Source organism: Neobacillus sp. Soil_C_43 (assembly GCF_057656715.1).
In genome coordinates, this window is record NZ_JBDGJV010000021.1 from 59,802 (window position 1) to 73,880 (window position 14,079).

16 protein-coding genes and 1 pseudogene are annotated in these 14,079 nt (G+C 38.9%); 2 read left to right on the forward strand and 15 right to left on the reverse strand.

Annotated elements, in window-relative coordinates; translation table 11 throughout:
* Positions 1 to 185: 185 nt before the first annotated feature.
* The 8 genes from AC3A54_RS21995 to AC3A54_RS22030 form a co-directional block, all read right to left on the reverse strand.
* Positions 186 to 668 carry a hypothetical protein gene (locus AC3A54_RS21995; protein WP_487656237.1) on the reverse strand — a complete coding sequence of 161 codons (483 nt, stop codon included), beginning with the start codon at positions 666 to 668 and terminating at the stop codon, positions 186 to 188.
* 103 nt (positions 669 to 771) lie between these two features.
* On the reverse strand, positions 772 to 1,308 hold the full coding sequence (locus AC3A54_RS22000; RefSeq protein WP_487656238.1) for a GNAT family N-acetyltransferase: 537 nt from the start codon (positions 1,306 to 1,308) through the stop codon (positions 772 to 774).
* A gap of 20 nt (positions 1,309 to 1,328) precedes the next feature.
* Complete coding sequence (locus AC3A54_RS22005) at positions 1,329 to 1,838, reverse strand: N-acetyltransferase family protein (protein WP_487656239.1); 510 nt, start codon at positions 1,836 to 1,838, stop codon at positions 1,329 to 1,331.
* 14 nt (positions 1,839 to 1,852) lie between these two features.
* Complete coding sequence (locus tag AC3A54_RS22010; RefSeq protein WP_487656240.1) at positions 1,853 to 2,350, reverse strand: N-acetyltransferase family protein; 498 nt, start codon at positions 2,348 to 2,350, stop codon at positions 1,853 to 1,855.
* Positions 2,351 to 2,384: 34 nt separating this feature from the next.
* Positions 2,385 to 2,687, reverse strand: coding sequence for a YnfA family protein (locus AC3A54_RS22015; RefSeq protein ID WP_487656250.1), 303 nt, complete (start codon positions 2,685 to 2,687; stop codon positions 2,385 to 2,387).
* Positions 2,688 to 2,804: 117 nt separating this feature from the next.
* Positions 2,805 to 3,476: an alpha/beta family hydrolase gene (locus AC3A54_RS22020; RefSeq protein ID WP_487656241.1), complete on the reverse strand. Its 672-nt coding sequence runs from the start codon at positions 3,474 to 3,476 to the stop codon at positions 2,805 to 2,807.
* 5 nt (positions 3,477 to 3,481) lie between these two features.
* Complete coding sequence (locus AC3A54_RS22025; protein WP_487656242.1) at positions 3,482 to 4,321, reverse strand: PP2C family serine/threonine-protein phosphatase; 840 nt, start codon at positions 4,319 to 4,321, stop codon at positions 3,482 to 3,484.
* Between the two features lie 36 nt (positions 4,322 to 4,357).
* Positions 4,358 to 5,173 (reverse strand): GNAT family N-acetyltransferase, encoded by an 816-nt coding sequence (locus AC3A54_RS22030; RefSeq protein ID WP_487656243.1) that lies wholly within the window; start codon positions 5,171 to 5,173, stop codon positions 4,358 to 4,360.
* Positions 5,174 to 5,343: 170 nt separating this feature from the next.
* Here AC3A54_RS22030 and AC3A54_RS22035 point away from each other — a divergent pair, with 170 nt between their 5' ends.
* Complete coding sequence (locus AC3A54_RS22035; RefSeq protein WP_308081077.1) at positions 5,344 to 5,529, forward strand: hypothetical protein; 186 nt, start codon at positions 5,344 to 5,346, stop codon at positions 5,527 to 5,529.
* A gap of 58 nt (positions 5,530 to 5,587) precedes the next feature.
* Here AC3A54_RS22035 and AC3A54_RS22040 read toward each other — a convergent pair whose 3' ends face one another.
* From AC3A54_RS22040 to AC3A54_RS22055, 4 genes are all read right to left on the reverse strand, one after another.
* Positions 5,588 to 6,835 carry a cation:dicarboxylate symporter family transporter gene (locus AC3A54_RS22040; protein ID WP_308081078.1) on the reverse strand — a complete coding sequence of 416 codons (1,248 nt, stop codon included), beginning with the start codon at positions 6,833 to 6,835 and terminating at the stop codon, positions 5,588 to 5,590.
* A gap of 307 nt (positions 6,836 to 7,142) precedes the next feature.
* On the reverse strand, positions 7,143 to 9,293 hold the full coding sequence (locus AC3A54_RS22045; RefSeq protein ID WP_487656244.1) for a PQQ-dependent dehydrogenase, methanol/ethanol family: 2,151 nt from the start codon (positions 9,291 to 9,293) through the stop codon (positions 7,143 to 7,145).
* A gap of 319 nt (positions 9,294 to 9,612) precedes the next feature.
* Entirely contained in the window at positions 9,613 to 10,884 is a 1,272-nt protein-coding gene (locus AC3A54_RS22050; RefSeq protein ID WP_487656245.1) for an MFS transporter, read from the reverse strand.
* Positions 10,881 to 11,516: a TetR/AcrR family transcriptional regulator gene (locus tag AC3A54_RS22055; RefSeq protein WP_487656246.1), complete on the reverse strand. Its 636-nt coding sequence runs from the start codon at positions 11,514 to 11,516 to the stop codon at positions 10,881 to 10,883. The genes AC3A54_RS22050 and AC3A54_RS22055 overlap by 4 nt, the downstream gene beginning before the upstream one ends.
* Positions 11,517 to 11,773: 257 nt before the next feature.
* Between AC3A54_RS22055 and AC3A54_RS22060 the strand changes: the two genes are divergently transcribed.
* Positions 11,774 to 12,592 carry a methyl-accepting chemotaxis protein gene (locus tag AC3A54_RS22060; RefSeq protein ID WP_308081082.1) on the forward strand — a complete coding sequence of 273 codons (819 nt, stop codon included), beginning with the start codon at positions 11,774 to 11,776 and terminating at the stop codon, positions 12,590 to 12,592.
* An 80-nt stretch (positions 12,593 to 12,672) separates the two neighbouring features.
* Here the strand turns inward: AC3A54_RS22060 and AC3A54_RS22065 are convergent, their stop codons facing one another.
* From AC3A54_RS22065 to AC3A54_RS22075, 3 genes and pseudogenes are all read right to left on the reverse strand, one after another.
* Positions 12,673 to 12,852: a DUF1272 domain-containing protein gene (locus AC3A54_RS22065; RefSeq protein ID WP_487656247.1), complete on the reverse strand. Its 180-nt coding sequence runs from the start codon at positions 12,850 to 12,852 to the stop codon at positions 12,673 to 12,675.
* 13 nt (positions 12,853 to 12,865) lie between these two features.
* Positions 12,866 to 13,470 (reverse strand): annotated as a pseudogene (locus tag AC3A54_RS22070) (FMN-binding negative transcriptional regulator).
* An 8-nt stretch (positions 13,471 to 13,478) separates the two neighbouring features.
* Positions 13,479 to 13,820 carry a cupin domain-containing protein gene (locus AC3A54_RS22075; protein WP_487656251.1) on the reverse strand — a complete coding sequence of 114 codons (342 nt, stop codon included), beginning with the start codon at positions 13,818 to 13,820 and terminating at the stop codon, positions 13,479 to 13,481.
* Between the last annotated feature and the right edge of the window lie 259 nt (positions 13,821 to 14,079).

The window sequence follows — 14,079 nt, forward strand, 5'->3', positions numbered from 1 at the left end:
ATAAACTACTCTTCTTCAATCTGATATCTTACGATTTGACATAGTTTTTACTGGGAGTTGTCAATGATTTATCACATTTTGAAGTGGTTAATGATTGAATTCAGGGGTTAACTCTCACATGAGAAAAACCGGCAAGCCCATAATAGGTTTGCCGGTTTGAAGTCTATTCAGTTTGCTTAGGGTGGTTAGCGATTATTTTGTTCCGACTCAAATTGTACGGGGTCTGGAACCTCGCCTTCCTCCGATAATTCCTTATTGGTTTTTAATGATTCCATTTCCTTCCCAAGTTGTTTCACCTCATCCTCATCGGCTGCCATTGAACCATTTGGCTGAGGCTGGTTAGAGCGGTAATCATCTATATTTACAACATTGTTCTTCAAGTAATCGGTCATCTCATTTAATTTACTATCGGCAGCCTCTCTAACTGGAATGGGAATCCTTTCTTCCCCATACAAGAATGGCTTTCCTAGCTTCGCCTGATCAGGATCTTCTAAATTTCGTTCAACCGGAATCTCTAACCAATAGATGGATTCAGTAGAAGAATCCCGCAATGCTACTCTATATTTTACCGCTTCACCTATACCCATCATTGAAAAACCTTGCTCTGTCATGATTGAATGGATTTCAGTAAACGGCATTTCTTCAGAAACAAGTGCTTTAGCCTTCATCCTTCTGCTCCTCTCCCTGATTCCTTTTTAATCGACCTAATTGTCGACTAATCTCTGTTTACCCTAAATCAGGGGAGATGAAACAATACTGTAGAAAAGTATGTTAATCACGCGGATTGACTATCGCCAACACTTGATGGTCTTCCCATTTACCGTTGATCCTTACATTTTTCACAGCAATACCTTCCTTATGAAAGTCAGCCTTCTCTAACACGCGAATTGATCCAATATTGTGCGGCATAACCCCTGCTTCAATCCTATGTAAATTCAATTCATTGAAAGCATATTCAACCATTAGCTTAGCTGCTTCTGTTGTATACCCTTTGCCATTATGCTTTTTATCTAAAAAATATCCAATAAATGCACTTTGGAGTGAGCCTCTCATGACATGGAATAGATTAATTGTTCCTATTAAATTATCATCATATGTAAAAATGCCAAAATTATAGGACTGATCGTTTTGACTATCCTCTTGATAGAACTGTATTCTATTAAGTTGCGTTTCTAATGTATAGAAGTCTTCACTTCGCTCCATAGAAAATCGTTGAAAAAAATCACGATTAGCAAGCTGTAATTCGAGCAATGCGGCAGCATCACTTGGAAGAAACGTTCTTATATAAATTGATTCACTTTTCATCATGGTTTTACTCACTCCTTTCACTACTTATCAAAATGCAGCACCATATGTTCATCGTTATAATACACACCATTTATTTTTAAAGCTTTTTCCTCTAGACCAAACGTCTGAAACCCTAATTTGGAATAGAGTTTTTTCGCCTTTTCATTACTTGCAGTGACAGATAAGTTTATTTTTTCAATAGCATCGATTGTTTTCGCTTTTTTAACTGCCGCTGTAAGCAGGGCCTCCCCGATTCCAGAACCTTGTTTTCTTGGCGTGACATACATCGCGAAGATATTGGCCCTGTGCTGAATCTTTTCTGCTTTTTCCAAAAGTAACGTGACAACGCCAATAAGTTCTTCCCCTTCAAACGCTCCGAAGGTATAGTTTCCTTCTGCAGTGAAATTCCCAGCTACCTGTTCAACAGGATTTTCCCGTTTGACGGCCTCTTCATAGCTCGTTAAAAAAGCCTCTGGATTTTCCTTTAAAGCTTCTAATCTCAATTCCCAATACTTTTCTGCATCAGCAGGAGTTAATAGTCTAATGTCCATACTAGATCTCCCTTTCATACAAGCTTCGCCATATAGTATTCATCCACAAACTCACCGTCTATTAATAGGGAATCCTTTTTGGTTCCTTCCACTTCAAATCCCATTTTCTTATACAAAGTGACACCTGCTACATTTTGCGTGACGGTCGTTAGTTCGAGACGGCGGACTTTTCTCTCAACTGCCCATTCTTCCAGTTTCTCAAATAGCCTAGTTCCAATGCCTTGCCCTCTATAATCTTTTAAAATACCAATAACTACATACACAGAGTGCTGATTTCTTTTTGCCGTACCGCCCATTGCAAACATGTAGCCAACCAATTGTTCTCCCTTTTCGGCTACAAAAATGGTGGAGTTCTCGCTTTTTTGGATCGAGTGGATTCTTTGCTGTTGTTGTTCAGGTGTAATTTGTCGTTCACCCGGTTCCATCAGCATAAAATCAGATTCCTTCTCAACCTGCTTTATAAGCGCAACCAGATTTTCTGCATCGGATTCTTCTACTTCTCTAACAAACATAGAAATCCCTCTCCCTAATAAAGATATATCCTATTTAATGTCGTGGAGCCCAAAGGATAATTGATGCACCGAGTAAGCAAATCACCGCTCCAAGCCAATCGTACATGTCCGGAGTCTTTTTATCGACTAACCATCCCCATAACACCGACAGAACGATAAAGACACCTCCATATGCAGCATAAACTCTACCAAATGAAGGAAATGCTTGAAAAGTGGCTATAATCCCGTACAAAACAAGAGTAATTCCTCCAAAAATTCCCCAAGAAAGAGGTTTTCCTTCTCTTAGCCATAACCAAATCAGATAACCTCCACCTATTTCCGCTAGTCCAGCAAGAATAAATAAAACAAAGCTTTAATAATAACAACCACATCCTCTAAACTTTTAAGTAATAGTATTTTCTATTCCTATTACCAATATAAACACTGTTAAAAAAGACTGCCAGCAATAGCAGCCCTATCCTACTTTATTCTTCTTAATAAACACTTCAACCTGTTCCATTATTTCTTTCATTGCCTCAATGGATGCCAAGGTATCCTTGCTAACTTCTAAGCTATGATCTGCCTTAGGTATAACAACCGTACTAACTAAAGGGTTGTTCTTAAAGGCTTCTAACCTCTCTTCGATAAAATGATGGTCCTCATCTCCAATGACACAAAGAGAAGGCAGGTCCGTTTCCAACAGTGCCTCGTAAACCCGATCTTCTTTTATTAGAGGAGTTAACCAGATTCCTACTGTATTTCGAAGGAAGTCTCTTTGAGTCCACTCCATCGCCATTGGTACCGTTCCAATTGATTTACTTACTAACAAGCACTGCTCATAGGAAGATTCTTTTAACACCGCATCGACCACAGCCTTCACATCATCAAACATCCACTGGTCCTGTTCCGGATTAGTAAGCTTTCTAAACTGTTCATTTTTCACAAAGTTATAATTGATATGAAGAACATCAATGTTGTTATTCAAACACACGCCCGTCGCATAATGAAACAACGGCCGCTGAGTGGTATAACCCAGTCCTGGGAGCATAATACAAATACTTTTATTTCGCTTTTCACTACGTATCCATGTATACGGTATAGTAGAATATTCATTTCTAACTACTTCATTTTCGAAAAATTGGTACATTTCATTCACCTCTGTGGTTGATTACTAGGATAGGTGGTGGGAAGAACATGATGGTAATCCCAGCAAATAATGGTCGCACTATCCCGTCCATGACTTTCATTAACATGTTCTAAAACATGTTTAACACTGTTCTCTATATTAGGAGGAGAGGGCTGTCCATAGAAATCTCGGTAAAGAAACTTAGGAGTGTCATAGTATCCATTACCACATTCCAACACTCCATCTGTCACCAAGAGCATTCGATTATAGCCTGTTCTGAGTTCCCTGACCCCGGAAGAATAGCACGGAATAGGTTGGGCAAAGGTATTTACCTGGCCTATCCATTCATAAAATTGTCGTTGATTAAGTGCATATTGCCCTAACCTATGTAAGTCCTCATGCAGGAGATAGAGGACACAATCTCCGACCGAAAACCACCATATATATTTATCTTTTCTTACACACAACAGGCATGCGGTTTCACCCTGGACTTGTTTACAGGCTTCTAGAAAATACTCGGATTGGAAAATGGTTAGAATATGCTTTTCCAAAGATACGAAGACCGTTTCCAAAGACTCTCCTAAAATGGAACCTAGCTTTTCCGATTCTTGTAAAATAGTATGGATAACTAATTCCACACTTTCTGCACTGTTGTGTCCATCTAATACCATGGCAAATTCCCAGTCCAGCCCCGCCATAACCAGGGCCCCATCTTCATTTTTATTAGCTCCTGCTTGTTGATTTCCACCATAACGCCCTAATACCAAGTGATGACATGTATCTAATTTAATTTGGTTGATGCACGGATCGTCCAGGCCCATCCAATGCATTTGTCTGAAATTTGCTTTGTTTTCTGCTGAATTCATTTAGGGACTTCCTCCTATTGTAAAAAGATTAAGTATCTATCCTACAAATTTGATTTCAGCTATTTTACCACTTTCGATAAAACCGATATTCTGATACACCTTATTGGAATCGGGGTTACTGATATCCGCATACAACATTGGTTCTAGTCCCTCCGAATGAATAATTACACATAATTCCGCTACTAGCGCACTTGCATAGCCTTTCTTCCGATGCATGACAGGAGTATAAACCGCATTAATCCGGGCATGTCTAGGTGAACGATGTGAAATATTCGCCATGGACACCGGCTTTTCATCCACAAGCCAAAGGTACAAGTTTCCAGACTCTATCATTGTTTGTGCCTTAGATCGCTGAGTACTAGCTTCCACTGACGTACCAAATGCATCCTCTACAAAACCTGCAAGATAGGCAGCCACATTATCTATGTCTTCTAAAGCGGCTTTTCGAATCTCCCCTGGTACATTTACTGGCCTTATCACCTTTGGACAATGATAAGATTCCATGGTCATTACCGTTTCATAGCCAATTCCACTCTTTTTTGAAAAAACCTCCGCAAACATTTCTGCAGTCTGAGGATCCCCTGATACCCCAGGAAGCTGATTACTGTTTAAATAGCTTACTAGATTTTGAAGTATTTCCTTCTGTTCCTCTAATTGTGTCTCCTTGGATACCCACAACCATGCCTTTTGTCCCTGCGTTTGTGCAAAGACCATCCTATTATCTGTCGTCTTTATGCTTAAAGCATCACTAACCTCACTGATTCGATGAATCAGGTTATATTGTACTTCATCAAAGAGAAAAGAACCTCCATCACCCAGTAACTCATCATTTGTTTCAAGTCTAATAAACATACATCGAGCCTCCTCATCTCATTGATAAAAGTATCCTAGATAAATTCGCCAAATTTACTTAACATCCTTCTTAAAATTGTGTGATGGGGCTTTTTATGTATTTCTTGAACCTTTCTCTCCCATTAAACATAGTTTAATAAATATAGATTTTCTTAAAAGGAGGGTATTATATGATTTGGTTATTTATTCTGTCTCCAATCATTATACTAGCTCCCATAGCAATGTATTTCGATTCAAAAAAAGGGGCAAGTGACCCCAAAGTAGACATTGAAAAATATCGGGCGGACACGAACTTAGCTATGAGTGAGTATATTTTTATTACTGGCGGTGGGGATGGACCTGGTAATATCCAATAAGAACGAATAAAAGGCATCGAGCTTAGTCGATGCCTTTTTTGGTCTATATTCAGATAATTTAAGCTGCTTTTTCTACTGCATCCTCATCAAGCTTGTGGCCTTCCCACTTTGTAATGACAATGGCAGCTAATGAGTTACCAACAATATTTACACATGTACGCGCCATATCTAGAATACGGTCAATACCAGCGATAAATGCAAGTCCTTCAACTGGGATCCCTACACTTCCTAGCGTCGCAAGTAACACGACAAACGATACGCCTGGAACACCGGCAATCCCTTTAGAAGTAAGCATCAATACAAGAACTAAGGTAATTTGATGTGTAATACTCATATGAATTCCATACATTTGTGCGATGAACAATGCCGCAATCGCTTGATACAAGGTTGAACCATCAAGGTTAAATGAATATCCAGTTGGTATAACAAATGAAGTAATAGCCTTCGGACATCCGATCTTCTCCATCTTTTCCATTAACTTCGGAAGAACTGTTTCCGAACTTGCCGTTGTATAACCTAGAATTAATTCATCTTTCAAATATCTTAATAAATTAAAGATATTAACCCCTGCAATCTTTGCTGTTAATCCTAGAACGACTAAAATAAAGAAAATCATTGATCCGTAAACGACTAATACTAACTTTCCTAATGGGATTAATGAGGTAATTCCAAATTTTGATACCGTTACACCGATTAGAGCAAATACACCAAGTGGAGCCAATTTCATGATTTGGTTGGTTACATAGAACATGGCATCCGCCGTGCCTCTAAAGAAGTTAATAATCGGTTGGCCTTTTTCACCAATCGCTGCTACACCAAGTCCAAACATGACAGAAAAGAAGATAATTGCTAACATATCGCCATTTGCTAATGACTGTATGATATTGGTAGGTACGATATTAATAAACGTATCAGCCATAGAGTGTGACTCGGTTTGTGCAGCTGTATCCACATAGGAGTTAATATCTGTTTTCGTTAAGTGTGTTCGGTCCACACCAGCTCCAGGTTGAAACACGTTTGCTGCAAGTAGTCCTACAAAGATAGCAATAGTTGTAATGATTTCAAAATATAATAGGGTTTTTCCACCAAGTTTACCCAGTGACTTCATATCACCAACGCCTGCAACACCAACAATAAGACTAGCAACAACGATTGGAACGACAATCATTTTGATTAATCGAATAAATATTGTACCAATTGGCTGTAAGTACGTTTCCACATGCGGGTTACCATAAAAAATAGCACCCAAAATAATACCTAAAGCTAGTCCAATAAAGATTTGCCATGCTAAGCTAATCTTTTTCATCTTCATCTCCCCTTTTATATATATAAAAAGTTGATTACTTAAATAATCAACTACTTTAATTCCCTTTTTTATTAAATTAAAAACCACAGTATTAGAATAACTTTATATAATAAAGTTATCAACACCCCTGCCCAAGAAACCGTTAATTACCAGCACTTATTGTCTGATTAATTAAACTCTTTGTTAGTATACTCATTTTTTTAGCATAACATGTCCGTTAAAAAAGATAAATAGTCATTTTCGACCGGGATTTTATTCCCACTAAAAGAAGGCTAACCAGAATGGCACTGGTCAGCCCTCTATTTCCTTATTCTCGTTTTTTGGCCACAATCTCAGTAATATATTTTGTTACATCTTTTATTTGTTTTTCAGTTAAAAGTTCACCAAAGGCTGGCATGGTATTCCCGCCTTTCTTCACCCTTTCCATTACTTTTTCCGGGTCTTTCGCTACCTGACTAAGTTGCAGGTCTGGTCCATTATGTCCACCTGTTCCTTCTCTTCCATGGCAGGCCAAGCAATTTCCTTCAAAAACCTTTTGACCATCGTTCACATTTGCCGTAGTATCTCCATTCTCCTTGTCTTCGGGTTTATTAGTGCTTTCAGGAGCGGTACCTGATTCAATGGTCCCATCTAAGGAGAAGGTCCATAAAGAGTCGCCGTGCTTCGAACCAGCTAATGCGTTACCTGCTGCTAAAACAGAAATATATTCCTTTCCATCCACTTCATAGGCAATAGGCGCCGCATTAACACCTGCATCTGTCTTAAATTCCCATACTTGATCACCAGTTTTAGCATCAAAAGCAATCAGCCTTCCATCATTATGTCCTACAAAGACGAGGCCGCCTTTTGTGGTTAATACACCGCTATACGCACTGGCATCCCACTTTTGCTGCCAGGCTATTTTATTTGTTTTTACATCAATAGCGGTGATGGTTCCTCTTACAGGTGCATCCTGTACGGGTTGGATAATACTACCTAAATAGATACTACCTTCCTTATACTCTTCTTCACTTCTTGTAAAAGTAGAATACTGATCCGTTCCTAACACATAAAAATATTCAGTGTCAGGGTTATATGCTGAAGGTGGCCAGTTAGCTCCTCCGAACGTCGATGGTTTCACAAGCATTGGTTCTTCCCAGTATGGATCGAAAATCTTACCTATATGTCCTTTATAGCCTTTCACATCTTTCTTGAATTCCTCTTCCGTGACAACTTGTGGGACAAAAGCATCCCCCTTTGGAATCGGCTGGGTAGGCGAGGTTTTTTGACGATCGTCCTGCGGCACTGGCTGCTCTTCAATACCTACCAACGGCTTCCCGTTCGTTCGGTCTAGGATATAAAGCCATCCTGTTTTACCAGCTTGGGCTAGTGCTTTTCGCTTTTTTCCATCCTTTTTAACATCAAATAGTACAACTGGATTCGGTGCGTCTAAATCCCAAATATCGTGATGAACTTCTTGAAAGTGCCACTTATATTTTCCTGTTTCAGCATCAATTGCTACTATGGAAGAAGAAAATAAGTTATTCCCTTTTCTTACACTTCCGTCTAAATCCGGAGCTGCATTACCGGTTGAAAAATAGAGTAACCCTAATTCAGGATCAACCGCAGGTGTTTGCCAAACCGGTGCACCGCCTCGTTTCCATGAATCATTGTCACTTGGCCAGGTTTCGTGACCACTTTCTCCAGGGCCTGGAATGGTGTAGAAGCGCCAAAGCTCCTTCCCATTTTTTGCATTAAAGGCTGTAACCCTGCCTCGAATTCCATATTCACCACCAGAAATACCTGTATAAATTTTTCCGTTATAGTAAAGCGGTGCGCTTGTAATCGTATAGCCCTTTTTCCAATCATCGACCGTTGTGGACCATACCTCTTTACCCGTTTTTTGGTCGAGAGCAACTAATCTGGCATCTAGCAGACCAACATATACTAGCCCATCACCAATTGCGACACCACGACTTGTCCAACCGCAACAAACGGTTGTTAATTCGCTTATGTTCGGTTTATAAGTCCATAAAGTCTCACCTTTTTTCACATCAATAGCAGATACTTGGTCTGCACCGGTAATGATATACATTACACCGTTATAAACGACGGGTGACGCCTCGCCAGAATATTTAAACTCTTTTCCTGACCCCAGATGCGTAACCCATTTCCCTTTTAATTTTTTTATGTTGGATGAATTTATTTTATCCAGGGAAGAGTAACGTTGATTAAATGTACTCCCTCCATTGGTAATCCAGTTGTTCTTTGGCAGCGATGTCAGTTGCTTGCTCGTAAACGCTGGAGGAGCGAGGTCCTTTACTTCCACTTTTGCAGCAGGCGGATTTTTACTATCTGCATGCTTTCCTTCTACCTTCTCTTTTTCTCCTACAGAGGTTAGAAAAAAATAAAAGAGAACTACTATGACAAACATTCCTGTAAACCCAGCAATAATTAACCCATTTTTCCTTGTTCCCAATCGTACACCTGCTTTCTTTCTCTAGATAGTAATGACTAAAAACCTTTTGTTTTTATAATTATTCAATGTAATACCCATTTCTCCTCACTAAATAACATGATTTTTATTAGTAAAAAGTAAAAGAATTTTTCCTTTTAAACATAAAAAAAACCCTGCTAAACAAACAGCAAGGTTCTAGAAAGTACTACTATAAAATAAATTAAGCCCGGCATTCGTGCCGGGCCCTATTCACACAACCCTAGGGGGGGTTATTAAGTTAGTCGATGCTCCATGTAAAATAGTTTCACTTTCATGAAACTTTTTCGCAAAAGCTTCATGTTTATTCTGCTGAAGTAGGAACCGACTGGATGTCTGCTACTTTCACTTCTTTTGTAACCAACTTTGGCAACACCAATAAATAATAGCACCCCACAACCATTAATAGAATACCCACCGCCCAATAAATGGTGTCTACTTTTACGAATGCCGGGAAGACAACTGCGATGATTCCCAATGATATAGAATGAGCCAGCATCATTAATGGATCCACCCAGCCAGACACTCTCCCCATATATTTTGGATCCACAAGCTCAGTCATCCAACCAGACAATGCCACATTTACTGGTGCGATGATTACACCCATAATAAATACAAAGGAAAGATAGAACCAAACATTTTCCACTGCCCCCATAATCAATGTAAACACACCACTTAATATGACTCCACCTATGATAACTCGATGAACTTTGAATAGCTTTACGAGTCGACTACCTATTCCGCTGCCAAGCACAAAACCAATTCCCAAAAAGATAGAAAACATAGAAGCATACTGCGTAAATTCCTCTGGTGCTAGCTTGTATTTCATTGTAAAAAGTGGAAGCACAGCAAACGCTCCATTAATGAGACCAAACACTAGAAAGCCAGAAACAATAGATTTTAGCAGTCTAAAATGAAGGATATATTTTAAGCCCTCTTTGAAATCAGTAAGAACGGTCGTAAGATTAATATCCTTCATATGTGTTTTACCATTAGGTAACCGTGCCTCTAAAGGAATAGAACACGTGCTGATGAGAAGCCCTGAAATAATAAAGCTGACCCCGTCAATCATCACAGTCCCCATCAGCCCAATATAGTGATAGGAAATGGCCCCCATTCCCATACCAAACAACATAAATAACCCAAGAACGGTTTGATTTAGTCCAGAGGCTTGCATATACTGCTCTTTATTAAGCACGCCCTGTAAAATACTCATTTCTGCTGGAGCAAAAAACTTAGCTACGGCACTTCGAATAAACAGAATCACAAACACTAACCAAAGGATGTTGAAATAGATCGTTACTAATAAAAAGCCTGTTAAGACGGCCCGAATCCAGTCGGAGTTAACCGCAATTTTCTTTCGATCAAATCTATCTGCAGCCACCCCTACTAAAAAGAAAACAAGCAATATAGGTAACGAATACATTAATTCTGCTATAGTTGCATAAAATGGCTGTTTGCTAAAACGATCTAATAAATAAAAAGCAAACGCAACATTCCCAATCGTCGTTCCAAGTTGGGATGCAAATGCCGCTAAAAATAATTTGGTAAAGACCTTATTTTTAAAAATTGTCATGACAAACCACCATCCTGATCATTGACTTGTAATGCTGACTTTAACATGGACTTGAAGAGGTTTAGCTGCTCGCTTACTCGAACGTTGCTGCTGCCAGCTGCTTTTGAGTGAAGTAAAAGGCCTTCAAAATAAGAGGTAATCATTCTTATGATGACTTCCAAGTCAACAAATGGCTTAAACTCTCCTTGTGCTACTCCCCTCTGCAAGTAAATCATTAGATAGTCATGTTGCTTTTTGTAGTGGGTTTCTAGGTATTCACGTCGTTCTGGCTGCTTCCACCCGCTGATGAAATATTCATATATCACGATTGGCAGATCGTCAGATGCATGGTTTAATTGCTGGTCCATCATATCGATTAATCCGCTCATCCCTTGCCAAACCGAAAGTCCGCTCGTTAAAAGGCTATTGATTTGTGCTTCTGTTTCTTGCTCATTTTCTGCAAGGATTGCTAGCATAATGTCTTCTTTGTTTGAAAAATATAGATACACCCAGCCACGGCTCATCTCTGTTTCGTCTACGATGTCCTGCATGGTGGAGTTTACATATCCTTTGCGTTTAAACACTTCCGTAGCTGAATGGATAATATGCATTTTACGTTTTTCTTTTTCAATGTCAGAAATTTTAGGTGACAAGGTAGGTTCCTCCATTTAGTTAAAATAACACTGACATCATTGTCATTTTTTATTATAAAGAATTTTTTTCCAATTTCAATAACATCTGGAAAATTACTCAAAAATATAAATAGCTTATCGTTTAATGAATCGCATCCATAATCATGCCTTTATATTAGTCTATTAAATAAAATATATTTTTTAACTAGTCTGTTATCTTATGTAAATAATGTTATATTTATTATACTAATACCACTTTTTCTATCGGAGGAATTACTTTGGAGCGGTTACAACAATTGCTAAATAATTTGGAAATTATTCAATCCACACATGCAGAAGATGCGTGTATCGTTTTAGCTGACACAGAAAAGGTCATAGGATATATTCCTGGCAAAAAGATTGATCTTAAGGTTCCTATTGGCGCTTCTGCTGATAATTTTAAAGGGACTGTGACTCACAATGCTTTAATCACTGGTGAACCACAAAAGGAAGAACGAGATTCGGGAATTTTTGGTGTTGCCTATATTTCAACAGCAACACCTATTATAGAAAACAATGAAATAATAGGCGTCATTTCTACTATTGTTTCAAACAATAAAGTCGATGTATTACGAAAAGGTGCACAAAAACTAACTGGTGTTAGTGGTGAATTGGCTACAACATCAGAAGAGGTAACTAAAGTAACTGAACAGATTGCAACTGAGCTAAAAGAACTTGATGAAGAAACTACTTTTCTAAGAGATGAGATTAAAAAGATAGAGGAAATTTTGGGTATTTTAAAGAAAACAGCAGCTAGATCCCGGATTTTGGGTCTAAATGCATCTATAGAAGCTGTCCGTTCTGGAGAACATGGAAAGGGCTTTGCAGTGGTAGCTAAAGAAATAGAGAAAATGGCTGAAAATAATAGAGAAACCGTTGAAGGTGTAGAGCCACAATTAAAAGGGATGGTAGCTAATCTAGAAAAGATCATCACGAACATTCAACAAATTTCTTCAGACTCTCATGAACAAGCAATAAAGATGGAAGCATTCAATAAAGCGTTTGAACAAATTGTAAACACGGCTTCAGAGTTAAACTCCCAAGCAACAAGTATATAAAACCGGAAGGCATCCTTTGCTAGGATGCCTTCATTCATTTTAACTTCAACTTCTTATCTCATTCACTTTCTCCTAAAATATCACTTTTTCGGCGGACGTGGTCTTTTGACGAGTTCTCCCCCACAATTAGGGCAAACAGCGTCCATCTCTTCCGTACAGTCATGACAGAAAGTGCATTCATATACACAAATATAGGCCTCCCCATCCTTTTGTAGGGGGTTATCACATTTCTCACATATTTTTCTCATTTCCAAAGTCATCTTTATCACTCCTTTAATGGTTTTTCTTCATCAATTCTGCAATTTGAAGCTGATTAGATTCTTGAGAGAGTTCTAGCTGCTGAATCACCAAATCCTGTCGTTCTACCGAATGATTTTGGCTTAATTTTGCTTTTCCTTCTATTTCAGTAATCTTGATTCTAAAAGCTACAATTCCTTTACTCATTCCATGAATAAAGTTTCTATCAATCTCTTGGAAGCGATAAGAGCTACCTGGCTTTTCGTACTTATCTACCATGCTAAAAAGGGCATCATAGATTTCTTGGTCATCGTGTAAAATCTCCACTTGTCCATAGACATGAACCGCTACATAATTCCACGTTGGAACGGCTTGGGTGGATTCGTACCAACTAGGGGAAATATATGCGTGTGGCCCCTGAAACGTAACGAGTACGTTCTGATTTTCGATGTCCTTCCATAGTTCATTTGGACGAGCGAAGTGGCCATATAAGAACCCTTCTTCGCTTTCTAACAATAATGGTAAATGTGTCGCATACGGCCTGCCATTATGCTGTGAAAAAGCGTGGCAAAGCTATTTTTTCCAATAATTTTATAGATAGTTTCAAGATCGTCTATTTTGAAATGTTTAGGAATATACATTTTGCACCTCATTCGGCTAAAATTCGATCACCTTTACTGGTCGGCTGGGATATGACTAAGAATTCTACGTCGTTGCTGGATTCATTAAACATTTGGTGCGGGATGTGAGGCGGTACTTCGATCCCCTCCTGTGGTGTTAGGGTGAAACGTTCCCCATCCACCTCTAACGTAGGATTTCCTGATAAAACAAAGAAAAATTGTCGTGATTGCTGATGATAATGTCTTACTTCTGATGTCAGGCTCGGCATTCGTTCATGGATAACACTGAGTTCCTGTTGATTGACCAGATGCCAGCCATCACACTGACTCCCCCATGTGTAATGCTCCGCATTATCTTTGCTTATTTTCATCGTCAATTCTCCTTTTACTAATACTCTTCTTCTATACGACCGTTTTTTCCTTCTCACAGACAGTTTGGGCTCGTAGACTGCTCCTACGCGACCTTCTTCTCTTTCTCACAGCCAGTTTGGGTTCGTAGATTGCTCCTACGCGACCTTCTTCTCTTTCTTTCAGCCAGTTTGGGCTCATAGACTAGTCAAGTCCATTTAATTGTGTAAAAGTGTCAACAATGTTTTCGCTTGTAAAAAAAGAATGAGTATAGTGAACTAC